Genomic DNA, 24,051 nt, shown 5'->3' with positions numbered 1-24,051 from the left:
CCGTTGCAGGCACTCCGCTCAGGCGGGGTGGCCGAGCGGATGCTGCTGATAGCGCCGCAGTGCGACGGCCGCGGCGGATGCGGCCGCGACCTTGAGCGCGTCGCCCGGAATGAAAGGCAGCGCACCGAGGAGCGCCTTGTCGAGCGGGATGCCGGCGACGGCGACCATCCAGGCGATGCCGCCCGCATAGACCAGGAGAATACCGCCGAGGACATTGATCGTCACGGCGCGCCAGAGATTGTAGCGCTCCCAGCACTTCTCGGTCAGCCAGCCGATCAGCCACGCGGCGACAGGCCAGGAGAACAGGAACCCGGCGGTGACACCGGCAAAAACCGCGGCGCCGCCCCGCCCGCCGGCAAGCAGCGGCAGTCCGAGAGCGACCAGGACGAGGAAGACCACGAGGGCGAGGCTGCCGCGCCGGGCGCCGAGCACCGAGCCGGCCAGCATCACGCCCAGCGTCTGTGCGGTCACCGGGACGCCGGTCAATGGCAGGGTCAGGGCCGGAAACAGCCCGAGGACCGCGGTGATGGCGGCGAAGAGCGCGATCAGGACGAGGTCGCGTGTGGTCATGGCATTATCCCTGTCTGGTGGCTCAGAATTCTATGCCGCGGGCCTCGATGGCCTCCGCGATCTGGTCAGCGCGGCGCAGGGTCTGGACCGTCACCGGAATCAGAAGAGCCAGCGGATTGCCGCCGAGCCCGCGCGCCTGCTGGGCTGCGCGTACCGACATCCACGTGTCGGCGAGCACCGGAATGAAGCGGATTGTGAGCGCGAAGACAAGGCTCATCTTCGCCGGATTGACCCCGAAGACGGCGAGCGGTCGGAGCGCGCGCTCCAGTACGGCCATCATTTCGGAGACCCTGGTCGTCAGGGTGAGCAGCAGGCCGCAGCCAATGATCGTCGCGAAACGGAGCACCAGGACAATGCCGGTTTCGGGCGTTGTGAAGACCGCATGGGCGGCGAAGAACAGCGCAAGGACGATGAACAGCGGGAGTGTCTGCCGGAGTACCGCGCCGAGCGGCAGCCGCGCGAGCACGAATCCGGCAAGGACCACGGCAAGGCCGCTTGCGAGCAGAACCGCAGAGTCTGTCAGCAGGACGGCGACCCCTACGGCGAAGAGACCGGCGAGTTTCCAGCCGGCATCGAGTCTGTGCAGTGGCGAGGCGCCGGGTTGGTAGAGGGAAAGGTTCATTCCGCCAGGCTCCGGTAGCGCGCGATCACAGCCTCCGCCGGGCCGTCTGCGAGCACGCGGCCGTCGTGCAGCAGCAGGACGCGCTCGCAGCCGGCGGCGATTTCCAGGTCGTGGGTCACACAGATAACGGTTTCCCGGAGCGCGTCTATTGCCTCCATGACGCGGCGGCGGTTTCGCAGGTCCAGAAGGGTGGTCGGTTCGTCCAGGACCAGATAGCGCGGCGCCCGGAGCAGGATGTTCGCGAGTGCCAGGAGTTGCTTCTCGCCGCCGCTCAGGCTGTGTGACGGTTGCTGGCGGAGATGGCCGAGGGCGAAGCGGGAGAGGATCTGTTCGATCGCCGCATCTTCCGCCGCCCGGTCGAGCTTCAGCGCCTTCAGGCTGAAGCGGAGGTCTTCCTCGACCAGGGGCATGACGATCTGGTTGTCGGGATCCTGAAACAGAAAGCCGACGCGCCGGCGCGCCGCTTTCGCGTCCTTTGCCGTATCGATCCCGTCCACTGTCACACGCCCGGAAGACGGTCGGACGAGCCCGTTCAGGAGCCGGGCAAAGGTCGACTTTCCGGAACCGTTCGCGCCGATCACGGCAACCCGCTGCTCGCGCAGCGTCAGCGTCACGTCTTGCAGAACGGTCCGGCCGGGAACCGCTACGCACACCTGCTCAAGCGAAATCAAATGTCATCCCCCGTCGCGGGCCTTCTGCCCCAGCACGCCCGACAAAAGCAAGCCGAAAGCGAGCTCTGTCCGTCTCTGGACGTCAGGCCCCGGCCCGGGCTTTCCGCCGTCTGCGTCGCAAGAGACGCAAGGCGACAAAAAGAATTATCAGAGGTGTTATTCCATGCATCATTGCATAGACTTTCAGATATGCGGGGGCGGCCCGCATGAAGGTTCCGGAATCCCCATGAAACGATCCTCGGTTTCACTCGCTGCGTTTCTGCTGATCCTCGCGCTCGGATCGGGGATTTCCTTTTTGGTCTATCAGAAGCAGCACGGAGAACTCGTGGCCGGGGGCAGCGAGCAGCTCGCCGTCGCCCGGAGCGCTTTCACCCGTGAGCTCAACCGGCTCTTCGAGCCCGGCCCGGCCATTCACGAAGCCATGGTCGATGCGCGCCTGAGCGAACGCAGCAGGGCGGAGGCCCGTGAGCTGTTCTTCGCCGTCGCGACGGGGCCGGTGCGGCGGACCCGGCAGATCAACGGCATTTTCCTCGGCTTTCCGGACGGCGGTTTCCTTCATGTCCAGGATCTGGTTCCGTCCAGCAAGAGCGGAGTCTCTGGCGGCCTTACCCGACGAGTCATAGACGACCCCGGTAGCCGTGCTCAGGGCCGTTGGTTCCGGCCGGGCGAAAGGCCCGGGAGCTGGATCGAGCAGGATATTCAATCCCAACCCTACGATCCGCGCAGCCGTCCCTGGTACCAGGCGGCCGTCGCCTCAAAGGGCCCGGTTTGGACCAAGCCCTATATCTTCGCCTCGAGCGGATCTCTTGGCGTCACCTTTGCGCATCGCCTGTATCGGGACGACGGGACGTTCTGGGGTGTACTCGGCGTGGATCTCTCGCTCGCCTCCCTGTCGCTTACCCTGCTCGATGCCGCCAACACGCTGACCAGGTTCGATGACATGGTTTTCGCCACCGACCTTGCCGGACGGATGCTCGCGCATCCGGATCTCGTCCGCGCACGGCCGTCCGAGAGAGCCGATGTCGAAGCCTTTCTGGAACGTTACCGTGCGGAGGATTCCGTGGAGCGGATCCTGATCGAGGCGGTGGAGCAGGCAGATACGGTGCAAATCGTCGATGCCGGCGACGGCGAATATCTCGCCACCAAGGGAGACCTCGATCCGAACCTGGCCATGCCGATCAGTATCTATCTGGCGCAGGACATGGACACAATCCTCGCCGATGCCCATGAGACCCTCGTGCGCAACGTGGCGCTGCTGTTCCTTGCGATCGTGGCTTTCGGCATGGTCTCCTTCTATGTTGTCAAGCTCGGTGTCGAGGTCGCCGCAAGGATCCGGGCGGAGGCGCAACTGGTCGAGGCCCGCGACTCCGCGGAGGCCGCGACGCGGGCCAAATCCGCTTTTCTCGCAACCATGAGCCACGAGATCCGCACGCCGATGAACGGCGTCATGTCGATGGCCGAACTTCTCTCGACCAGCAAGCTCGATGCCGAGCAGAGCAGCATGGCGCGGGTAATCCGCGATTCCGCAGCGGCTTTGCTGAATATCATCAACGATATCCTGGATTTCTCGAAGATCGAGGCGGGCCGGCTCGATGTGGAGAGCGTGCCCTTCTCTTTGATGGAGAGCGTGGACGGCGCAGCGGAAATCATCGCGCCCCGCGCGGAGGAGAAAAGGCTCCAGTTCGTCGTGGACATGCAGGCCGATCTTGCCGACAGGCGGCTCGGCGACCCGACCCGGCTCAAGCAGATCCTCCTCAACCTTGCGGGGAACGCCGTCAAGTTTACCGAGCACGGAGAGGTCCGGATCCGCGTCCGGGCGCTCCCGACCCGGGGTGCCGGATGGCTCCGCTTCGAGGTCAGCGATTCCGGGATTGGCATCACCGAGGAGCAGCGCGGCCTCTTGTTCCAGCCTTTCGTCCAGGCGGATCAGTCGACGGCCCGGAAGTTTGGCGGCACCGGCCTCGGGCTATCGATTTGCCGGCGTCTGGCGGAACTGATGGGCGGACGGATCGGTGTCGAGAGCAACCCGGGCGAGGGATCGACCTTCTGGTTCGAACTGCCGTTGGCGGTCTCGGAATCCACTGCGCCGGTGCCGCCATACGGGCTTTCCGCCGCCCGGGTCGTTCTGATCGGCCTGGAGCCGGAGCAAACCGAGATCGCGGCCCGCTACCTGCGGGCCGGCGGCGTGTCGGATATCGCGGTATTCGGCGGTGCGGGTCCGGAGCCCGCGCCGGGTAACCTGGTGATTTCGGGACTGCACGTGGCGCCGGAAGACGCGGAGCGGTTTCGCAACCGGGAAGGTACGCTCGTTTTCTGCGGCGGGCGGGAACAACTGGCATCGCTTCCCGCGACGGTGAAAGAGAGAGCCGCGCTGCTGCTCGCGGAACCTCTGACGCGTCCGAAACTCTGGCGCGCCGTGGCCGTGGCTCTTGATCTCGAGAGTGTCGGAGCCGGTGAAAGCGAAGTGCGGCCGGACCTTGCCTTTGCGCCCCCGCCGCTCGAGACGGCGCGGGCGGCGGATGCTCTGGTGCTGGTCGCGGAGGACAACCCGACCAACCAGACGGTGATCCGGAAAATGCTCTCGCGCATGGGGTTCGCCACCGAACTCGTTCCCGACGGCCGGGCGGCGCTCCTGGCGCTGGAACGGGGCGGGTACGGGCTCCTGCTGACGGATATCAACATGCCGGAGATGGACGGGTTCGCGCTGGCCCGGGCGGTGCGCGAACGGGAATCCGGCTCGCGCCTGCCGGTGATTGCGCTCACCGCCGATGCAATGGCCGAGACCGAGGCGGAATGCCTGGTCGCCGGTATGGATGCCTGTCTGACAAAGCCGATTGATAGTCGCGCGCTTGGAGCGGCGCTGGCCGCGCATGTACCGCAGGCGCTCGGTCTGAGGCGCCCGGCCGATTCCGGAAACATTGTTGCCGCGCAGGCCGCCCCGAAATGGGATCGGGAAATTTTCGATCCGTCCCCGATGGAAGAGGCGTTCGGCGCCCTCGACGAGGAGGCCGAGGCGTTCGTTCTTTCCGCGCAGGCGGTCTGGGGAACGAGGATCGAGAAGATTGCGCAGGCAGTTGAGGCCGGTGACCGCAAGGCGGCCCGCGATGCCGCTCATATGCTCAAGGGCGCCGCCCTGTCGGTTGGTGCGCTCCGACTGGGGCGAATTGCCGGCGATCTGCAGACGGCGCTGGACGAAGATGACGAGGCGATGGCATCGATCTTGGCCGAGATCCTGAAGCCGTCACTGACCGAGTTCGAGAACACGGTCAGGGCGATTTTCCAGCAAACGGGACATGAAGCATGACGGGTGCGACGTCGGCCTACGACCTGAAGCGTGTGCTGGTGCTGGAAGACGAAATCCATATCCGTAAGATCATCGTGCGTTTGCTTCGCGAGATCGGTTTCGACGCGATCTACGAAGTCGGTGACGGCATTGACGGCATGAAGGAACTGCTGCGGGTCCGCCCGGATCTCATCCTCTGCGATATCCATATGGAGCCCATGGGCGGCCTGAAGTTTCTGGAGACGATCCGGAACCTGAAAACGAGGGACGTCGCCGGACTTCCCGTCATTTTCCTGACCGCGGATGCCGAGGTCGACACGGTGCTGAAAGCCAAGGAACTGCGTGTGGATGGCTATATCACCAAACCGGTCTCCCTCGCGCATCTGAAGAGCAAGATCGACGCCGTGCTGGCCGAGCACAGGGCGCGCCAGGACGGTTAGCATTCCGCCAAAGCAAAAAATCTCCTGAGGTCCGGGAACCTTTTCGATCCCGCTGCACCTAACAGGTCGAGGCTGTATGAGCGGCCGCTCACAGGAGCACTGCCTGTGTACAAAAAGCTGCCTCCCGGCAACATGGGTGTGGCTCTGTCGTTGGTCGCGGCCCAGACGTTGGCTCGTGACGAGGACGCACTCCGGCAGGCTCCGCCACCGGCGCCCAACGCCGGGTTCAGCAAGCTGTTTCCGCCGCCCGGCCACATTCCGCGGTTTGGTGCCCTCTTCGTCGATCCGGCAACGCTTCCCGCAAATCCGTTCCTCGGCTACGACCGCGACGGCAAGCTCTCGGCGACCGTCCAATTGACGCCTTTGGAGGGGCTACGAAGCGGTGCCGCCATGGCCGATCGTGTCGTCGCTGCTTTGAGGGGGCGGATACGCGTTGAACCGACACGTCAGGCCACTGTTTTCTGCCCGCAAGGAGTCGGTTGTCTGCGAAAGGTCCATTTCCCAAAAACAGATCTGCTGGTTCCAACCGGACGTATCCCGACTAAGCAATATTTGACGGACGCATGATGGCCGGCGCACTTGTTCTAGTTCTCGGCGACCAGCTCTCGCCCGCGCTTTCCGCTCTCGAAAAGGGCGACAAGGAGCGTGATCGGATCCTCATGGCGGAAGTCGCCGCGGAGACCGTCTATGTCCGGCATCACAAGAAGAAGATCGCTTTCCTCTTTGCCGCGATGCGCCACTTCGCCGACGAATTGCGCTCCGCGGGGTGGACGGTGGAGTATGTCCCTCTCGATCATCCGGACAATTCCGGCACGCTTGGCGGCGAGGTGGCGCGCTTCGTGGCGGCGTGGGAGTCCGATCGGGTGCTTGTCACCGAGCCGGGCGAGTGGCGTTTGCAGGAGGAAATAGGCACCTGGGAGAAGTCGCTTGGGTGTGAGGTCGTGACACTCCCGGACAGTCGCTTTCTTGCGAGCCATGAGGAATTCTCCGACTGGGCCGAAGGGCGCAAGCAGCTTCGCATGGAGTATTTCTACCGCGAGATGCGGCGCAAGACCGGCCTGCTGATGGAGGGTGACAAGCCGCTTGGCGGCAAGTGGAACTTCGATGCAGAGAACCGCAAGCCGGCATCCGCCGATCTCTTCATGCCGGAGCCGCTCCGGACAGCGCCGGACGTGATAACCCGGGACGTTCTGGATCTGGTCCGGCGGCATTTCGCGGACCATTTCGGCGACCTCGAGCCGTTCTGGTTCGCGGTGACGCGGAAGGGCGCGGAAGCGGCCTTCGAGCAATTCGTCGCGGACGCCCTGCCGCGCTTCGGCGACTTCCAGGACGCCATGCTGGCCGGGGAGAAATTCCTCTTTCACGGGGTCGTCGGTCTCTACATCAATGCGGGACTGCTCGATCCGCTTGCGGTCTGTCGCCGCGTCGAGCGGGCCTATCTGGACGGTGATGTCCCGCTCAATGCGGCGGAAGGCTTTATCCGGCAGATCATTGGCTGGCGGGAGTTCGTTCGCGGCATCTACTGGTCGAAGATGCCGGATTACGCGCAGTCGAACCATTTCGGCGCCGAGAGAGCCCTCCCGGATTTCTACTGGACGGCCGAAACCGACATGGCCTGCCTCGCCGCCACGATCGGTCAGACCAAGGAGGAGGCCTATGCGCATCACATCCAGCGTCTGATGGTGACCGGCAATTTCGCGATGCTGGCCGGTATCGATCCGCACCAGGTGCACGAATGGTATCTCGCGGTCTATGCCGACGCCTATGAGTGGGTGGAAATGCCGAACACGCTGGGCATGAGCCAGTATGCCGATGGCGGGGTGCTTGCCTCGAAACCCTATGCCGCCGGCGGAAACTACATCAACAGGATGTCCGACTATTGCCGGGGTTGCCGCTTCGACGTGAAGAAGAAGACCGGCAAGGCGGCCTGTCCCTTCAATTATCTCTACTGGGATTTCCTCGCGCGAAACCGGGATGCGCTCGACGGCAACCCGCGTCTCGGTCCGGTCTACCGCACCTGGGACCGGATGGCGGAAGAGAAGCGACAGGCCTACCGCGACAGTGCCGAGGCGTTCCTTTCCTGTTTCGACTGACGCCCGTTTCCGGAACCGCGGCGGCAACGCTCGGAGCAATAGCGCACCTCGTCCCAGACCCTCGCCCACTTGCGGCGCCAGGCGAACGGTCTCTGACAGACCGAGCAGGTTTTCTCCGCCAGATCTCCTTTGCGCCGCATCCTCATCGCTAACCTCCGGGGTCGCCTGTCAGACTCGATACGTGCCGGGTCGCGGCAGGGATCAATTCCGTAAAGCCTTGAAGACGCGTGGAGACCTCCGGTCTAGGATGCCGTCTCACCCGGGGGGATGCCATGAAGACAATCGAATATTTCTACGCCGCCTATTCCGGCTACGCCTATATCGGCTCCGCTCTCTTTCAGCGCATTGCTTCAGAGGGAGGCGCGAAGGTCGTCCACCGGCCGTTCCATCTCCGTACCCTGGTCGCCGCGCGCGGCAATGCGGACAGGGTTCAGGATCCGGTTTACCGCAGCTATGCCTTCCGCCGGGAGATCGAGCGCTGGGCCGAATATCGCGGTGTACGGACCCTCCTGCGGACACCGACCCACCATCATGCCTCCTACGAGACCGCGAACCGGATGCTGATCGCCTGCGGCGAGACGGATCCCGGAACCGACAGGCTGGCCCATGCCTTTCTCGAGGCGCACTGGGCCCGCGATGCCGATCTCTCGGATGTCGAGACGATCAAGGCGCTCGCGGATTCCGTCGGGCTCGACGGAGCGGCTTTGCAGGAGGCGGCGGCCGCGCCGGAAATCGGTGCGCGGCACGAGGAGAACACCGCGGAAGCGATCGAACGCGGTTTCTTCGGCTCGCCGACCTACGTAGTCGACGGGGACGTCTTCTATGGACAGGACCGACTGGAGATGGTCGCGCGGGCGCTGGAGCGCCCGTTCGAGAACAAATGGGCGGCGCTCTCCTGAAGATGCTGATGATTGCGGGTGTCAGGTCGCTGGACGACGAATCCGATGCGGATCAAGGGCGGCTATCCGGCGGCAGGGCCGGCTCGAGGTCCAGCCGGGCTTTCGGCCGGCGGATCTCCGCGGCAACCGCAAGCGCTGAACCGACGAGAACGACCCACCAGGCGGGCCGCAGGCCGGCGCCGAAATCGAAATGCGCCTTCAGCATGACCCAGGGTGTGACCGGATATTTGAGCGAGAGGCAAGCGATCTCTCCGGCGGCGGTCGAGATCGCGGCGGCAAGTGCGAGGATGGCGAGACCCGATGGCGCGGGTGGTCCGAAGCGCCAGTGCCAGAGCCGGTACCCCATCAGCCACGCGAAAAACCCGGCGAACAGGATCGGTTCGGTCACGTCGTTCTTCGACTGCAGGAAGAAATGCACGAGCGCGAGCAGCGCGATCGGATAGACCAGCTGGTGCAGTATCCGCCAGCGCCTGCCTCCGAGGCGACGGACCATGCCGTCGGTCGAGGTCGCGGCCAGCGCGCCGAGGCCGAGCAGGGCGACGAAACCGATCGTGAGATAGATGCGCAGCGCGATCTCGCTCGCCAGCTTCGGCAGGTTCCAGGACTGCATCCCCGCATAGAGCGTCAGATGCAGCATGGCCGCGAGAAAGACGGTGACGCCGATCATGCGCCGCACCGTCATCAACTCGCCCCAGCGCAGGATGCGCCGAACCGGCGTCACGGCCAGGGAAAGCATCAGGAAGGTGACGGACCACCAGCCGGCGCGGTGCGTCGCGGCTTCCCACGGTCGCGCTCCGAGAGCATCGGCAGCGCTGTCGAAGAGCAGGAGCAGTGCCGGGGCGAGCAGGGCGAGAAAGACCCCAAGTTTCAGGCATATCAGACGGCCGGTCCGATCGGTCCAGGGCAGGTGACGGGAAAGCAGCCAGTCTGGCTTCCGGCGAATGCTCGCGGATGTCATGTGGTCTTTCTCTCCTTGCCGCCCGGCGGAATTGAAGTGCTTCCCGGCAAGCTGGTCGGTTCAGTCGCTGACATGAAGCCACGTTCGCGTGACCGGACGGCACGCCATGAAGGCGCAGTCCCGATCGGCGTGCGAATGCCATTGTGTCGGCTTCGGTTACGGGGCGCCGAGCTGCGAGACGCTCGAGCGCCAGAGGTCGAGAAACAGGGCCTTCTTCTGTGCATCGAGACCGACGAGGAGAACGGGCGAAAACTTGATCGGCCTCAGGCTCGAATCCGGCAACTGGATGCTGTTGCTTCCATCCTCCTCGGAGAACTCGACGATCAGATGCCCTTCCGCCAGCCTATCCCTGCCTTCGGGCGCGAGCGCGAAATCGATGAAGCGCCGGGCGCCGTCGACATTCCGGCTGTTTCCCGGGATGACGGCCGCGCGTGCGAGCAGCAGGGTATAGTCGGTCGGCGCCGTGACACCGATCCTGGGATCGTCGGCCGCGCGGAGCATCGCGTATGACCCAAGCAGGTTGTACGCAATGAGGAATTCGCCGCTCGCGACACGATCAATGATCTCGGCGGAGCAGCATGTGGCGACGGCGCCGTTCCGGCCGAAGGTTTCGATCAGGCGGCCGAAGGTCGTGGCCTGCTGGGCATCGGCGAAAGCGAACAGGTAGCCAAGGCCGGACTGCTCGATGTCATAGGTTGCGATCCGGCCCGCGAAGCGGTTGCCGGGCTTGCGCAGAAGCCTGAAAAGGTCGAACCGGGAATGCGGAACGTCCGCTCCCGACACCAGGTCGCGATTGTAGACGATGACCGCGGGTTCCCGTGTCAGGCCGAACACCTCGTTGCGCCAGACTGCCCATTCCGGCAAAGAGTCGGTCGCCGCCGAACGGTAGCTTTGGGCGCATCCGTCGTTTGCAAGCTTGATCTGCTGGTCGATCGACGAGCTGATCAAGAGGTCGGCGCTTCGGCTCCCGTTGCGGCACGCCGCCACCGCGCGGGTATAGATATCGTTGGTGCTCCATTGCTCGTAGCGAATGGCGATTTGCGGGTTCTGACGGGAAAAGGCCTCGAGAAACGGCGTGAAAGGCGCGACATCGGTCGAGCCCTCGATGACCAGTCGGCGTGAGGCGTCGCCGCTGACAGGTCCATAGAGGGCGACCGCTTCCTGAGCCTGCAGGGGAAAGGCCCAGAGGGCGAAGACAAAGAACAGCCTCATCATCGCGCGCCGCCGTCCAGCGGCGGAAGGGAAAGCGTGACAGCGAATGTCCCGGGCTGCGGCCGGGAGCACCCGAGTGTTCCGCCATGCGCATCGGCCACCGAGCGGACGATGGCAAGGCCGAGACCCGCGCCGTCGGTCTCTGAATGATTGCCGCGGGTGAAGCGCCGGCCGAGTTCGTCCCAGGTCTCTTCGGGAATGCCCGGGCCGTGGTCAATCACCTGCAGCGTTGGCTCGGGCGTCCCCCGGACACGCAGCGTCACCGGGGCGGCGCCATACTTGATGGCATTGGTCACGAGATTTTTCGTCGCTTCGACCAGGCTGAGCGAGTCGCCCGCGATCCGAACCTCCTCTTGCGGCAGGTCGAGCCGGAGATGCATCGCTGCGTCGGAGAGGTCGTGATCGATCTCCTCCGAGGCGGAAATCGCAATTGTCCTCAGATCAAGTGGTGTACGAGCGATGGCGTCCGCCCTGTGGATCACGAGGGCGCGGCTGAGCAACTGGTCCGCAAGTCGTGAAAGCCCCCTTGTGCGCTGGTGGATTCGGTCGACGATCTGACGCATCTGGGCCGGGTCGGTCTCGTCGCTGGCCAACTGCGCCTGCGCTCGAAGGGCCGCGATCGGCGTGCGCAGCTGGTGCGTCGAGTCCGCGAGCATGTTCTGCATCGCGTCCACGCGCCGCGCGAGGCGTGACATGAAATGGTTTATGGCGCCGATCATGGCCTCGACCTCTTTCGGTGCCGCGACCTCGAGCGGCGTCAGGTCGACCGGATCCCGGCGCCGCAGGATGCGTTCGATCCGGCGCAGCGGCTGCAGTGACGAGGCGACTGCCACCATCGCCAGAACCACGAGCATGCATCCGGAGACCAGGAGCAGCACCAGTGCATTGCGTGCGATTGTCCAGGCGAGCGCGGACCGGGCTTCGGTCGTCTGGGCGACGATAACGCGGACGCCGCCCGAGAAGCCTGGTTCTGCCATGCGGCGGATCACGGAGGCGAGGCGGACGGGCGTGGCGAAGATCTCGCCGTCATAGAATTCCACGGTCCGGCCCGTGCCGGTCGGCGCGGGCAACGCGGCATAGCCCGTGAGCGTCGTCCCGTCCTCGGCCATCACGCGGTAGAACACGCGATCGTCCGGTGCGAGGGCGAGGATCTCGAAGGCGGCAACCGGCAGGTCGACGTAGGGTTTTCCGTCTGCCACGGCAATGGCGCGCGAGATCTCGAAGGCGGCGCCCGCCAGGAGCTTGTCGTAGGCCTCGTCCGAGGCCTGACGCCCGTAGGCCAGTGCGGCAAGGATGACGACGATGCCGCCGCCCAGCAGCACCAGAATGATGGTTGCCGCGAGCCGTGTCGTGATCGACGGGCTAAACATCGCCGCACACCGTCAGCTGGTATCCGAGGCCGCGAAGGGTGCGGATCGCCAGGCTGGATCCCTCAAGTTTCTTGCGTAGCCGGGCGACATAGAGCTCGACGGCATTGATGCTGACGCCGTCCTCGTCGAACGCGAACATGCGCTCGAATATCCGGTCCTTCGAGAGCACGCGTTCCGGATCGCTCATCAGAACGCGCAGCAGGGCAAACTCGCGGCGGGTGAGCGAGAGCTCGGCGCCGTCCAGTTCCGCAGACTGTTTCGCGGGGTCGAGAGTGACGTCGCCGAGCGCGAGGATCGTGGGCCGGGAGTCCGATTTGCGGCGGTAGAGCGCACGCACGCGCGCCTCGAGTTCGCGCAGATCGAATGGTTTCATGAGATAGTCGTCGGCACCGATATCGAGCGCCTCGACCCGGTCGTCAACGGCCAGCCGGGCTGTCAGCATCAGCACCGGAAACTTCCACCCTGACTGGCGCAGGGCGCGCAGCAGATCGATGCCCGATCCGTCGGGCAGGTTGATGTCCAGGATTGCGACATCGTACTCCTGAACCGCCAGCGCGGCTTCCGCCGCCTCCCGGCTCGCCACGTGATCCACGGGATAGCCGCTGCGTCCGAAAGCAATAACAACCGCTTCGGCAACGTCTTCGGTGTCTTCAACGAGAAGTACACGCATCGGCTGGTCTGCTCCTCCCGGTACCGTTCATTTCGCAACCTTGGCGCCTCACGGGCTTGAAATCCAGATTCCCCGGATCGCGACAGGTTGGTGACAGGTTGCTGGATTAGGATCCGCAGCGGTTTAAATGAAGGCGGGAAAGACCTTCACCCGCCAGTTTCCTCGGGAGGAAAGACATGAAGTTCCTGCGTTTCGGATCTCCACTGGCCGTCGCTGCGATGATGACCCTCAGCGGTATCAGCGGCGCGCATGCGGCGGAGAAGATCGTCGACTCGATCCATTTTCTTATTCCGGGCGGTGCCGGTGGCGGCTGGGACGGCACGGCGCGGGGCACCGGTGAGGCCCTGACCAATTCCGGCATCGTCGGTTCCGCGACCTACGAGAACATGTCCGGCGGCGGCGGCGGCAAGGCGATCGGGTACCTGATCGAGAATGCCGAATCCAACCACGGCACGCTGATGGTCAACTCGACGCCGATCGTCATCCGCTCTCTGACCAAGGTGTTTCCGCAGAACTTCCGTGACCTGACCCTCATCGCCGGAACGATCGGCGACTATGCGGCCTTCGTGGTCAACAAGGACAGCGCGCTGAATTCCTTTACCGACCTTGTCGCGGCCTACGAGGCCGATCCGCGGTCGGTCGCCATCGGGGGTGGGTCGGTTCCGGGCGGCATGGACCATCTGGTCGCCGCCATGGCCATGGAGGCCGCTGGCGCCGAGCCGACGGCGGTCAAGTACATTCCCTACGATGCGGGCGGCAAGGCGATGGCAGCGCTGCTTTCCGGCGAGATCGCGGCGCTCTCGACCGGTTTTTCGGAAGCGGTCGCACTGGCCGAGGCCGGCGAGGTCAAGATCATCGGCGTCACTGCGCCGCAGCGGGTCCCGGCCTACAAGGACGCCCCGACGCTGAAGGAACAGGGCGTCGACGCTGAATTCGTCAACTGGCGCGGTTTCTTCGCCGCTCCGGGGCTGCCTGACGAGACCGCGGACAAATACCGTGCAGCCCTGGCGGCGATGTATGACACCCCGGAATGGGAAGCGGTGCGGGCGCGCAATGGCTGGGTGAACATCCACAATTCCGGCGACGATTTCCGCGTCTTCCTGGAAAAGCAGGAAAAGCAGATCGGGGATCTGATGAAGAAGCTCGGATTCCTGTGAGCCGCGCCGGACAGGCAAAAACGCTCTAGCATCCTCTTCAAACAAGAAGCGTTGCGGCGGAGCTTCGGGTTCCGCCGCAGCGCAATAAAGCAACCAGGGGAGGTCGGGATGACGCTCGACAAATGGATCGCGGCGCTCTTTCTTGCTGCCGCGTTGCTCTATGGCTATGCCGCGTTCGATTATCCGCTGTTGCCGTTCGAACGGCATATGTCGTTCAAACCGAACACCTGGCCCATCGTGCTGAGTGTCGCCGCGGTCATTCTTGCGTTTCTCATTCTGATATCTCCGCGCAAGGCGGCCGTCGAGGAAAGCGCCGCGGAGATCGAGCTTTCCCGTCTCGGCGACTACAAACTTGGCCAGGCGGCGTTGATCGTGCTGTCGATGATCCTCTATGCTTTTGCGCTGCGTCCCATTGGTTTCCTCGCTGCGACGACGCTCTTCCTGACGGCGACCGGCGCGATCCTCGGAGAGCGCAACTTCAAGCTGCTGGTGCCGATTGCGGTTGCCGGCGCGCTCTTCGTCTGGCTGATCGTTCAGGAAGCACTTGGCATCTTCCTGCGGCCCTTCCCCGGTTTCCTGAGCTGAGGAGGTTCTGATGCTCGACGGTATCCTGCTCGGCCTCGGCGCCGCATTCTCGTTCCAGAACCTGCTGATGGTGGTGATGGGCTGTCTGCTGGGCACCTTCATCGGCATGCTGCCGGGCCTGGGGCCGATGTCCATCATCGCCATCATGATCCCGGTCGCGATCAAGATCGGCGACCCCTCCGCGGCCCTGATCCTGCTTGCCGGCGTCTATTACGGCGCCATCTTCGGTGGCTCCACATCGTCGATCCTGATCAACGCGCCGGGCGTTGCCGGAACCGTCGCGACCTCGTTCGACGGCTATCCGATGGCGCGCCAGGGCAAGGCGGGCAAAGCGCTGACCATCGCGGCCATCGCCTCGTTTTCGGGAGGGACGGTCGGTGCGATCCTTCTCATGGGCTTCGCGCCCATGCTGTCCAGCGTGGCGCTGCTGTTTCATTCGGCCGAGTATTTCGCGCTGATGGTTGTCGGCCTCTCCGCGATCGCCGCCTTCGCCGGCTCCGGCATGGTACTGAAGGCACTGATGATGACAGTGCTCGGACTGATCCTGGCGACAGTTGGCGAATCCGCCCTTTTCAATGCTCCGCGCTTCACCATGGGGATCATGGATCTCCAGTCCGGCCTTGGCTTCATCACGCTGGCGATGGCGCTGTTCGCGCTGCCGGAAGCGATCTTCCTCGTGCTGGACCCGAGCCGCGGGGCAAGCAAGCAGGGCGGCGAGATCAAGGACCTGCGCATCACCAGGGAGGAGGCGAAGGCGATCGCTCCGGTGATCGGGCGGCAGTCGCTGCAGGGCTTCCTGATCGGCGTGATGCCGGGCGCCGGAGCGACCATCGCCTCGTTTCTCGGCTACGCGGTGGAGCGCAACATCGCCAAGGGAGCTGAGCAGGATCAGTTCGGCAAAGGCTCGATCAAGGGGCTGGCCGCTCCGGAATCTGCCAACAATGCCGCCTGCACCGGATCCTTCGTGCCCTTGCTGACGCTCGGCATCCCGGGTTCCGGAACCACCGCAATCCTGCTCGGGGCCCTGATCGCGCTGAACGTGCAGCCGGGGCCGCGGCTGATGATCGACAATCCAGAGATCTTCTGGGCCGTGATCATTTCCATGTATGTCGGCAACGTGGTCCTGCTGATCCTGAACCTGCCGCTGATCCCCTACATCGCCAAACTGCTGACGGTGCCGCGGAACTACCTGATCCCGTTCATCCTGTTCTTCACGATGATCGGCGCCTATATCGGCCAGAACAACGCGACCGAGTTGCTGATCCTTGCCGGCCTCGGGGTGTTCGCCACAATTCTCCGCATCGCCGGCTATCCGCTGGCGCCACTGCTTATCGGATTCATCCTGGGGGCGATGCTGGAGAACAATTTTGCGCGGGCGATGAACCTTGCGGACGGGGCGAGTTTCATCGTCGAGCGACCGATGACCCTCGGTTTGCTGGTGATCGGCGCCGCGATGATCGTGCTGCCTGCCTACCGGCGCTGGCGCGCCGGCAAGCCGGTCTAGCGCAGGATGCCCGGCAGGTTGAGCTGGTGTTCCCGGGCGCAGTCGAGGGCGATCTCGTAGCCCGCATCGGCGTGCCGCATGACACCGGTCGCCGGATCGTTCCAGAGCACCCGCTCCAGACGCCGGTCGGCTGCCTCCGTTCCGTCGCAGACGATGACCATGCCGGCATGCTGCGAGAATCCCATGCCGACTCCGCCGCCATGGTGCAGCGACACCCAGGTCGCGCCCGAGGCGCAGTTCAGCAGCGCGTTCAGCATCGGCCAGTCGGAGACCGCGTCCGAGCCGTCGCGCATGCCTTCGGTCTCCCGGTTTGGCGAGGCGACGGAGCCGCTGTCGAGATGGTCGCGGCCGATCACGACCGGAGCCTTCAGTTCGCCCTTCCTTACCATCTCGTTAAAGGCGAGGCCGAGCCGGTGGCGGTCGCCGAGGCCGACCCAGCAGATCCGCGCCGGCAGGCCCTGGAAGGCGATCCGCTCGCGCGCCATCTCCAGCCAGTTGTGCAGATGGTTGTCGCCCGGCAGCAGCTCCTTCACCTTTTCGTCGGTGCGATAGATGTCCTCCGGGTCGCCGGAAAGGGCGCACCAGCGGAACGGGCCGACGCCGCGGCAGAAGAGCGGGCGGATATAGGCGGGCACGAAGCCCGGGAAGGCGAAGGCCTTCTCCAGTCCTTCCTCGAGCGCGACCTGGCGAATATTGTTTCCGTAGTCGACGGTCGGCACGCCGCTTTCCGAAAAAGCGACCATGGCCGCGACATGTTTCTTCATCGAGGCCCGCGCCGCCTTCTCGACCGCTCTGGGGTCGCTTTCCTGCTTCGCGCGCCACTCGGCGACACTCCAGCCCTGCGGCAGGTAGCCGTGCACCGGGTCGTGCGCCGAGGTCTGGTCGGTGACGATGTCGGGGCAGATGCCGCGGCGCTGGATCTCCGGCACGATGTCGGCGGCGTTGCCGAGCAGGCCGACGGACTTCGCCTCGCCGGCTGCCGTCCAGCGCTCGATCATCTGCAAAGCCTCGTCGAGGCTGGCCGTTTTCTCGTCGAGATATTTGGTGCGCAGGCGGAAATCGATCCGGGTTTCGTCGCATTCGACGGCAAGGCAGCAGGCGCCGGCGAAGACCGCGGCGAGCGGCTGGGCGCCGCCCATGCCGCCGAGCCCGGCGGTCAGGATCCATTTGCCCGAGAGGTCGCCGCCGTAATGCTGACGACCGGCTTCGACGAAGGTCTCGTAGGTGCCCTGCACGATGCCCTGGCTGCCGATATAGATCCAGGATCCGGCCGTCATCTGGCCATACATCATCAGTCCCTTGCGGTCGAGATCGTTGAAATGCTCCCAGGTCGCCCAGTGCGGCACCAGGTTCGAATTCGCGATCAGCACCCGTGGCGCGTCGGCATGGGTGCGGAAGACGCCGACCGGCTTGCCCGACTGCACCAGCAGGGTCTGGTCCTCCTCGAGTTCCTTCAGGCTGGAGACGATCCTGTCGAAATCCTCCCATGTGCGGGCAGCACGGCCGATACCGCCATAGACCACCAGCTCGTGCGGGTTCTCGGCGACGTCCGGGTGCAGGTTGTTCATCAGCATCCGAAGCGGCGCTTCCGTGGTCCAGCTCTTGGCATTCAGTTTCGGGCCGGTCGGCGGGAATATGTCACGGGCATTCTTGCGGGGATCGGTCATGGCGTCTCTCCGGGGATCAGTAGCGGCTGGATATTTCCATCAGCGGCAGGTGGCCGCTGGCCTTGACGATGCTGAGGTCGCTGACGAGTTCGGCGACCGCCTCGATGTCCGCGGCAACCTCGCGGTCGTCGGTGAGGGACGGCGACACTTTGCGGATTGCCGAAATGACGTCCTGAAGGGGGGCGCTGGTCTTGAGCGGTGCGCGGAACTCGATGCCCTGCGCCGCGCAGAGCAGCTCGACGGCGATGATGTTGGCGAGGTTCGCGTTCATCCTGTGCAGCCGCCGTGCGCCGTGCGCCGCCATCGAGACATGGTCCTCCTGGTTGGCGCTGGTCGGCGTCGAGTCTGTGGTGCAGGGATTGGCGAGATGCTTGTTCTCGCTCATCAGCGCGGCAGTGGTGACCTCGGCGATCATCAGGCCGGAATTGAGGCCGGGCTCCGGCGTCAGGAAGGCCGGCAGGTCATGGGACAGCACGGGATCGACCATCAGCGCGACGCGGCGCTGGGCGATGGCGCCGATCTCGGCGATGGCGAGCGCCATCATGTCGGCGGCGAAACCGACAGGCTCGGCATGGAAGTTCCCGCCGGAGAGGATCTGGCCGTCCTCGACCAGGACCAGCGGGTTGTCGGTGACCGCGTTGGCCTCGATCTCGAGCGTGCGCGCCGCATGGCGCAGCAGGTCGATGGCAGCGCCGGAGACCTGCGGATGGCACCGGATGCAATAGGGATCCTGCACGCGAGTGTCGCCGTGGCGGTGGCTTTCGCGGATCTCGGAGCCGTCCATCAGGGCCCGCATCGCCGCGGCGACGTCGATTTGCCCCGGATGCCCGCGCAGCCCGTGGATCGCCGGCTGCAGCGGCGCGGTGGAGCCCATGATCGCGTCGGTCGAGAGCGCGGCGGCGACAATGCCGCTCTCCACGTTGCGCCAGGACTGCGAGAGGGCTAGCAGGGCATAGGCGGTGGAGAACTGTGTGCCGTTAATCAGCGCGAGGCCTTCCTTCGGGCCGAGTTCGATCGGCTTGAGCCCGGCCGCGTCCAGCGCGTCCCGACCGGGCAGGATCCGGCCCCGGTATTCCGCCTTGCCTTCGCCGATCATCACGGCGGTCATGTGGGCGAGCGGAGCGAGATCGCCGGAGGCGCCGACAGATCCCTGACTTGGCACGACGGGGGTCACGCGCTCCCGCAGCATCGCCTCGATCAGCTCGATCACCTCCCAGCGGACACCCGAGGCGCCTCGCCCGAGGGAAAGCAGCTTCAGCACCATCATGGTTCTGACCACGCGCGGTTCCGTCGGTTCCCCGACGCCGGCGCAGTGCGAGCGGATCAGGTTGCGCTGCAGGGTGGAGGTGTCCTCCGGCGGGATGCGCACGGTGGCAAGCTTGCCGAAGCCGGTATTGACGCCATAGACCGCCGCATCGCCGGCCGCCGCCCTGGCGACCAGCCCAGCCGCCGCCTCGACCGCCGGTTTGGCTCCGCGGTCGAGGCGGATCCGGTGGCCCTGGCCGAGCAGGTTTTCGAGTTGCAGCAAGGTGGTGCTGCCGGGAACCAGGGTGATGTCGCTCATGACTTGCCCGCAAAGAAGCGTTGATGAAGAGGGTTGAAACCGATCCGGTAGGCGAGTTCGGCCGGATGCCCGACGTCCCAGACCGCGAGATCGGCGCGCTGTCCCGGCGCCAGTGTTCCCGCGTCCCCGATACCGAGCGCCCGGGCCGCGTTCCGCGTCGCCCCGGCCAGGGCTTCCTCCGGCGTCATCCGGAAGAGGGTGCAGGCCATGTTCATCGTCAGCAGCAGGGAGGTGAGCGGCGAGGAGCCGGGATTGCAGTCGGTCGCTACGGCGATCGGAACGCCCGCGTCGCGCAGGGCCTGGACTGGCGGAAGCTGCGTCTCGCGCAGGGTGTAGAAAGCGCCGGGCAGAAGTACCGCGACTGTACCGGCCTCGGCCATGGCGGCGACGCCGTCCGCGCCAAGATACTCGAGATGGTCGGCCGAAAGCGCACCGTCCCGTGCGGCGAGCGCGGCGCCGCCGAGATCGGAGAGTTGCTCGGCATGCAGTTTCACCGGCAGGCCGAGTTCGGCCGCGTGCCCGAAGACACGCTCGATCTGTGCCGGGCTAAAGGCGATGCCTTCGCAGAAACCGTCGACCGCGTCCGCGAGGCCGTCCTCCGCAGCGCGGCTCAACGCGGGCAGGCAGACTTCGTCGATATAGGCGTCGGCCCGGTCCTTGAATTCCGGCGGTACGGCGTGGGCGCCGAGAAAACTGGTGCGGATCCGCACCGGACGTTCTCTTTCGATCCGCCGCGCGGCGCGCAGCATCCGCAATTCAGTCTCGATGTCGAGCCCGTAGCCCGACTTGATCTCAATGGTGGAGACTCCTTCGGAGAGCAGCGCGTCGACCCGCGGGAGCGCGCTCGCAAGGAGACCCTCTTCGCTCGCGGCCCGTGTCGCCGTGACGGTGGAAAGAATGCCGCCGCCGGCGCGCGCAACCTCCTCGTAGCTCGCGCCTTCGAGGCGGAGCTCGAACTCGCGCGCCCGGTTCCCGCCGAAGACGATATGGGTATGACAGTCGATCAGAGCCGGGGTGACCAGCCGCCCGCCGAGATCCTCCTGCGGCCAGTGCGACATCGAGGTCGGCATCTCGCTTTCCGGACCGACCCAGGCGATGTCGCCGCCCCGGATCGCCAGTGCTCCCCGCTCGACGAGTCCATAGGCCGCAGCGTCCGGAGTCATTGTCGCGAAGGTTGCATTCCTGAGGGTCAGCATGGGCCTTTGGTCCGAAAAGGGTGTTTGTTCGGCGGGCAATTTCGATTATTATGTCTATACATAATATGTTCTGTCAATACGAGGTGCGCGCTGTGACGACGGTTTTTGCCGAGACGGCATTGATGGAAGAGGGATGGCGCGAAAACGTGCTGGTCACGGTCGGCCGGGACGGTGTGATCGTTTCCGTCTCGCCCGACGATCGCGCCTCGGCGGCGGGCGCGGATCATCGCGCCGCCGTGCTGCTGCCGGCGCCGGTCAATCTGCATTCCCATGCCTTCCAGCGCGCGATGGCCGGTCTCACGGAATCCAGGGGGCCGGACAAGCGGGACAGCTTCTGGACCTGGCGGCGGCTGATGTACCGCTTTCTAGAGCGCCTCAGGCCGGAGCATGTCGAGGCGATCGCGGCTCTTGTGCAGATGGAGATGCTGGAGGCCGGATATGCCGGACTCGTGGAGTTTCACTACCTGCATCACCAGGCGGACGGCACTCCCTACGACGATGTCGCGGAACTGAGCCGCCGGATCGCTTTCGCGGCGGCGGAGACCGGCATGGGGCTCACCCTGCTGCCAGTCCTCTATCAGGTCGGCGGGTGCGATGGGCGTTCGCTCGGCGCGGGGCAGATCCGCTTCGGGAACGATCTTGATCGTTTCGGGCGCCTGCTCGACGGGGCCGAGGACGCGGTTACCGGTCTTCCGGCCGACTGCGGCACGGGCGTTGCGCCGCATTCGCTACGCGCGGTCACACGTGAGGCACTCAAGGAAGCGGTCACCCTGCGCCGGGACCGTCCGCTCCATCTCCATGTCGCGGAGCAGATGGCCGAGGTCGAGGAAGTCGAGGCGACCTGGGGCGCGCGGCCGATGGCCTGGCTGCTGAACAATCACGAGGTCGACGGGCGCTGGTGCCTGATCCATGCGACCCAGATGGAGCCGCGCGAAACGGAGGCGATGGCCGCGAGCGGCGCCGTCGCCGGGCTCTGCCCGATCACCGAATCCAGCCTCGGCGACGGCATCTTCGACGGCGTGCGTTACCGGGAAAGCGGCGGACGCTTCGGCATCGGCTCCGATTCCAACATTCGGATCTCGCTCAGCGAGGAACTTCGAACGCTGGAATATTCCCAGCGCCTGCGCGACCGCGGGCGTGCCGTCCTCGCCGAGCAGCGCCGTTCGGCCGGACGCGTTCTGTTCGAGGAGGCGGCGCTCGGCGGTGCGCAGGCGGCGGGGCGGAACAGCGGGCGCATCGCGCCGGGCAAACTCGCCGACATGATCGCACTCGACGGCAATGCGCTGGATCTCGCCGGCCGCACCGGCGACCGCATCCTCGATGCTTTCATCTTCGCCGGCGACGACCGCTGGGTGCGAGATGTCTGGTCAGCCGGCCGGCACATGGTAAGAGAAGGACGGCATGTCGCCCGAGACCGCATCCGGGCGAACTACCTGAAGACAACCGCGGAGCTGGAGGACGCGCTCTGAGACAGTCGGCCCTTAATTCCTGGCAGGGAATCCAGGCGGAAATCCGTCGCCGGATCGCCGACCGCGTCTGGCGGCCGGGCGACCAGATCCCCGGCGAGGCCGACCTCGCTGCCGAGTTCGGTTGCGCCCGAGCGACGGTGAACCGTGCGCTGCAGGGCCTCGCCGACAGCGGTTTGCTGGAGCGCCGCCGCAAGGCCGGCACGCGCGTCGCGCTCGACCCGGTCCGCAAGGCGACCCTGGAGATCCCGGTCATCCGGCTGGAAGTGGAAGCGGCCGGAGGTGAGTACGCCTATCGGGTCCTGCAAAAGGAAATTGTATCTGCACCGGCCCCCGTCGCCGAAAAAATGGACCTCTCGCCCGGCGTCGATCTCGTGCATTTGAGGGGGCTCCACACGGCTGACGGAGATCCGTTCCTGTACGAGGAGCGTTGGGTCAATCTCGATTCAGTCCCCGAATTCGAGACGGCGGACTTCACGTCGGTGAGCCCGAACGAGTGGCTGGTGAGAAACCAGCCCTTCACGCGCGGCGAGATCAGTTTTCTCGCGGAAGCGGCCTCAAGCGAACAGGCGGCGGCCCTGGGCGCCGCGGAGGGAGCGGCGCTCTTCGCGATCGAGCGTACGACCTGGAATGCGGATGCGGCGATCACCCATGTCCGCCTCGCCTACCGGCAGGGATACCGGATGAGTACGGAAATCTAGGACACGCCGTCTTTCTTCCGGACGGCGGTCAGACGCGCGATCATGGCCCTGGCGTCCGCGCCGGATATCTCCGACAGCAACAGGTCGACCCAGCGCTCGTGCACATCCGCCATTTCCGCGAACACCGCCTCACCCTTGTAGGTCAGGCGCACCAGGCTGGCCCGCTTGTCGCCCGGTACCGGCACCCGCTCGACCAGCCCGTCCTCGACCAGCCGGTCGACGATGCCGGTGACGTTCCCGTTCGAGACCATGAGCTGGGAGGACAGGTCGGTCATCCTGAGGCCGGTCTCGCTGCGCTGTAGCATTGCGAGAATTTCGAAGCGCGGCAAAGTCAGATCATAGGAGAGACGCATGTCTTCCCGCAGCCTGTTCTCGACGAAGCGCGTCGTGCGGAGCAGGTTGAGCCAGAGCCTGAGCCTGGTCTTGCGGGTCACCGGGTCGTCTGTCTGTTGCATGGCCGTCCTTGATTGACGCTCGATTGTATCTTGAGGGCCGCTGTTTGAAATAAAATTTTATATATAAAATACTCTTGGCCGTGCTCCCGAGTGACGCCTACCATGGCCGCTCTGGAACCGAGTTTCACCCTGAGAAAGAGGCGGCGATGATCGTGGACTGGGACGACGCCTACGCAAACGGGCCGCATATCGACGGGGCCGAGACCTACCCGGCGCTCTGGGCGTCCCGGGCGGGTTCTTTCCGGAACGAGCTCGGCGACCGGGCCGAGCTCGATATTGCCTATGGAGCGGGCGCGCGGCAACGGTTCGATCTGTTCCGGCCGGTCGGAGTTCCCGCCGGCCTCGCGCTTTTCATTCATGGCGGCTACTGGAAGGCGTTCGACAAGAGCACCTGGTCCCACCTCGCGCGCGGGGCGGTCGAGAACGGATGGGCGGTGGCCTTGCCGAGCTACACACTGGCCCCTGAAGCCCGGATCTCCGAGATCACGGTCGAGATCGCGTGCGCGCTTTCCGTGGCCGCGGAGCGGATCGAGGGACCGATAAGCCTTGCCGGTCATTCGGCCGGAGGTCATCTGGTCAGCCGGATGCTGTGCCGCAATGCGCCGCTGGGCGAAGGATTGCGCGCGCGGATTGCCCAGGTGGTCTCGATCAGCGGGCTGCACGATCTTCGGCCTCTCCTCAAACTGGAGATGAACGAGGCCCTCAGGCTCGACGATGCTGAGGCCGTAATGGAGAGTCCGGCACTGCAATATCCTGTAGAGGGGGCGCGGCTGACTTGCTGGGTCGGCGGCGACGAGCGTCCGGAGTTCCTGCGCCAGAACGATCTGCTGGCGAACATCTGGACCGGGCTCGGCGCCGAGACGGAAACGATTCGGGTGCAGGGCAAGCATCACTTCAATGTGATCGCCGACCTCGAAGACCGGGAGTCGGCCCTCACGCGTAGATTGGTCGATACGGGAGCCTGACCG

At 65.2% G+C, this 24,051-nt stretch carries 23 protein-coding genes; 11 read left to right on the top strand and 12 right to left on the bottom strand.

The window, feature by feature from the left end; genetic code table 11:
* Positions 1–18: 18 nt before the first annotated feature.
* From ACOOE1_RS10900 to ACOOE1_RS10890, 3 genes are read right to left on the bottom strand one after another with little or no spacing between them, the layout of a single operon-like run.
* Positions 19–570 (bottom strand): biotin transporter BioY, encoded by a 552-nt coding sequence (locus ACOOE1_RS10900; RefSeq protein WP_420406365.1) that lies wholly within the window; start codon positions 568–570, stop codon positions 19–21.
* A gap of 22 nt (positions 571–592) precedes the next feature.
* On the bottom strand, positions 593–1,192 hold the full coding sequence (locus tag ACOOE1_RS10895) for an energy-coupling factor transporter transmembrane component T family protein (protein WP_420406364.1): 600 nt from the start codon (positions 1,190–1,192) through the stop codon (positions 593–595).
* Complete coding sequence (locus tag ACOOE1_RS10890; protein ID WP_420406363.1) at positions 1,189–1,806, bottom strand: energy-coupling factor ABC transporter ATP-binding protein; 618 nt, start codon at positions 1,804–1,806, stop codon at positions 1,189–1,191. The genes ACOOE1_RS10895 and ACOOE1_RS10890 overlap by 4 nt, the downstream gene beginning before the upstream one ends.
* Before the next feature lie 283 nt (positions 1,807–2,089).
* Here ACOOE1_RS10890 and ACOOE1_RS10885 point away from each other — a divergent pair, with 283 nt between their 5' ends.
* The 4 genes from ACOOE1_RS10885 to ACOOE1_RS10870 all read left to right on the top strand — a co-directional run bounded on the left by ACOOE1_RS10885 (position 2,090) and on the right by ACOOE1_RS10870 (position 7,679).
* Positions 2,090–5,167, top strand: coding sequence for an ATP-binding protein (locus tag ACOOE1_RS10885; protein WP_420406362.1), 3,078 nt, complete (start codon positions 2,090–2,092; stop codon positions 5,165–5,167).
* Positions 5,164–5,586: a response regulator gene (locus ACOOE1_RS10880; RefSeq protein WP_420406361.1), complete on the top strand. Its 423-nt coding sequence runs from the start codon at positions 5,164–5,166 to the stop codon at positions 5,584–5,586. The genes ACOOE1_RS10885 and ACOOE1_RS10880 overlap by 4 nt, the downstream gene beginning before the upstream one ends.
* A 105-nt stretch (positions 5,587–5,691) precedes the next feature.
* Positions 5,692–6,153: a hypothetical protein gene (locus tag ACOOE1_RS10875; RefSeq protein ID WP_420406360.1), complete on the top strand. Its 462-nt coding sequence runs from the start codon at positions 5,692–5,694 to the stop codon at positions 6,151–6,153.
* On the top strand, positions 6,153–7,679 hold the full coding sequence (locus ACOOE1_RS10870) for a cryptochrome/photolyase family protein (protein WP_420406359.1): 1,527 nt from the start codon (positions 6,153–6,155) through the stop codon (positions 7,677–7,679). The genes ACOOE1_RS10875 and ACOOE1_RS10870 overlap by 1 nt, the downstream gene beginning before the upstream one ends.
* On the opposite strand, the gene ACOOE1_RS10865 is transcribed toward ACOOE1_RS10870, so the two are convergent.
* On the bottom strand, positions 7,637–7,819 hold the full coding sequence (locus ACOOE1_RS10865; protein WP_420406423.1) for a DUF2256 domain-containing protein: 183 nt from the start codon (positions 7,817–7,819) through the stop codon (positions 7,637–7,639). The genes ACOOE1_RS10870 and ACOOE1_RS10865 overlap by 43 nt on opposite strands.
* 132 nt (positions 7,820–7,951) lie before the next feature.
* Here ACOOE1_RS10865 and ACOOE1_RS10860 point away from each other — a divergent pair, with 132 nt between their 5' ends.
* Positions 7,952–8,578: a 2-hydroxychromene-2-carboxylate isomerase gene (locus ACOOE1_RS10860; RefSeq protein WP_420406358.1), complete on the top strand. Its 627-nt coding sequence runs from the start codon at positions 7,952–7,954 to the stop codon at positions 8,576–8,578.
* Positions 8,579–8,630: 52 nt separating this feature from the next.
* On the opposite strand, the gene ACOOE1_RS10855 is transcribed toward ACOOE1_RS10860, so the two are convergent.
* The 4 genes from ACOOE1_RS10855 to ACOOE1_RS10840 form a co-directional block, all read right to left on the bottom strand.
* Positions 8,631–9,536 carry a sulfite oxidase heme-binding subunit YedZ gene (locus tag ACOOE1_RS10855; RefSeq protein WP_420406357.1) on the bottom strand — a complete coding sequence of 302 codons (906 nt, stop codon included), beginning with the start codon at positions 9,534–9,536 and terminating at the stop codon, positions 8,631–8,633.
* A 156-nt stretch (positions 9,537–9,692) separates the two neighbouring features.
* Positions 9,693–10,751, bottom strand: a complete 1,059-nt coding sequence (locus ACOOE1_RS10850; protein ID WP_420406356.1) for an ABC transporter substrate-binding protein — start codon at positions 10,749–10,751, stop codon at positions 9,693–9,695.
* Positions 10,748–12,118 (bottom strand): sensor histidine kinase N-terminal domain-containing protein, encoded by a 1,371-nt coding sequence (locus tag ACOOE1_RS10845; protein WP_420406355.1) that lies wholly within the window; start codon positions 12,116–12,118, stop codon positions 10,748–10,750. Before ACOOE1_RS10845 ends, ACOOE1_RS10850 begins: the two co-directional genes overlap by 4 nt.
* The gene (locus ACOOE1_RS10840) at positions 12,111–12,788 is read right to left on the bottom strand and encodes a response regulator transcription factor (protein WP_420406354.1); all 678 of its coding nucleotides are present in this window, start codon (positions 12,786–12,788) and stop codon (positions 12,111–12,113) included. The genes ACOOE1_RS10845 and ACOOE1_RS10840 overlap by 8 nt, the downstream gene beginning before the upstream one ends.
* A gap of 176 nt (positions 12,789–12,964) precedes the next feature.
* Here ACOOE1_RS10840 and ACOOE1_RS10835 point away from each other — a divergent pair, with 176 nt between their 5' ends.
* From ACOOE1_RS10835 to ACOOE1_RS10825, 3 genes are all read left to right on the top strand, one after another.
* On the top strand, positions 12,965–13,945 hold the full coding sequence (locus tag ACOOE1_RS10835) for a tripartite tricarboxylate transporter substrate binding protein (RefSeq protein ID WP_420406353.1): 981 nt from the start codon (positions 12,965–12,967) through the stop codon (positions 13,943–13,945).
* 108 nt (positions 13,946–14,053) lie between these two features.
* The gene (locus ACOOE1_RS10830) at positions 14,054–14,530 is read left to right on the top strand and encodes a tripartite tricarboxylate transporter TctB family protein (RefSeq protein ID WP_420406352.1); all 477 of its coding nucleotides are present in this window, start codon (positions 14,054–14,056) and stop codon (positions 14,528–14,530) included.
* 10 nt (positions 14,531–14,540) lie between these two features.
* Entirely contained in the window at positions 14,541–16,034 is a 1,494-nt protein-coding gene (locus ACOOE1_RS10825; RefSeq protein ID WP_420406351.1) for a tripartite tricarboxylate transporter permease, read from the top strand.
* Here the strand turns inward: ACOOE1_RS10825 and hutU are convergent.
* Genes hutU through hutI form a run of 3 tightly spaced genes read right to left on the bottom strand, consistent with a single transcriptional unit; the run spans position 16,031 to position 20,461 of the window.
* Positions 16,031–17,701 carry a urocanate hydratase gene (hutU, locus tag ACOOE1_RS10820; RefSeq protein ID WP_420406350.1) on the bottom strand — a complete coding sequence of 557 codons (1,671 nt, stop codon included), beginning with the start codon at positions 17,699–17,701 and terminating at the stop codon, positions 16,031–16,033. The two genes, ACOOE1_RS10825 and hutU, sit on opposite strands and share 4 nt — an antisense overlap.
* 16 nt (positions 17,702–17,717) lie before the next feature.
* A complete protein-coding gene (gene hutH / locus ACOOE1_RS10815; RefSeq protein WP_420406349.1) occupies positions 17,718–19,265 on the bottom strand; it encodes a histidine ammonia-lyase in 1,548 nt (515 codons plus the stop codon).
* Entirely contained in the window at positions 19,262–20,461 is a 1,200-nt protein-coding gene (gene hutI / locus ACOOE1_RS10810) for an imidazolonepropionase (RefSeq protein ID WP_420406348.1), read from the bottom strand. Before hutI ends, hutH begins: the two co-directional genes overlap by 4 nt.
* A gap of 92 nt (positions 20,462–20,553) precedes the next feature.
* On the opposite strand from hutI, the gene ACOOE1_RS10805 reads away from it, so the two are divergent.
* A complete protein-coding gene (locus ACOOE1_RS10805) occupies positions 20,554–21,930 on the top strand; it encodes a formimidoylglutamate deiminase (protein ID WP_420406347.1) in 1,377 nt (458 codons plus the stop codon).
* Positions 21,825–22,628, top strand: a complete 804-nt coding sequence (locus ACOOE1_RS10800) for a UTRA domain-containing protein (RefSeq protein ID WP_420406422.1) — start codon at positions 21,825–21,827, stop codon at positions 22,626–22,628. Before ACOOE1_RS10805 ends, ACOOE1_RS10800 begins: the two co-directional genes overlap by 106 nt.
* On the opposite strand, the gene ACOOE1_RS10795 is transcribed toward ACOOE1_RS10800, so the two are convergent.
* Positions 22,625–23,083, bottom strand: a complete 459-nt coding sequence (locus tag ACOOE1_RS10795) for a MarR family winged helix-turn-helix transcriptional regulator (RefSeq protein WP_420406346.1) — start codon at positions 23,081–23,083, stop codon at positions 22,625–22,627. The two genes, ACOOE1_RS10800 and ACOOE1_RS10795, sit on opposite strands and share 4 nt — an antisense overlap.
* A gap of 146 nt (positions 23,084–23,229) precedes the next feature.
* Here ACOOE1_RS10795 and ACOOE1_RS10790 point away from each other — a divergent pair, with 146 nt between their 5' ends.
* A complete protein-coding gene (locus ACOOE1_RS10790; RefSeq protein ID WP_420406345.1) occupies positions 23,230–24,048 on the top strand; it encodes an alpha/beta hydrolase in 819 nt (272 codons plus the stop codon).
* Positions 24,049–24,051 lie beyond the last annotated feature (3 nt).

The sequence above is a fragment of the Nisaea sp. genome, from assembly GCF_965216895.1.
In the GTDB taxonomy this organism is placed as follows: Bacteria; Pseudomonadota; Alphaproteobacteria; order Thalassobaculales; family Thalassobaculaceae; genus Nisaea.
The sequence above is the reverse complement of the archived record's forward strand: the minus strand, read 5'-3'. Positions and strand labels throughout refer to the sequence as shown.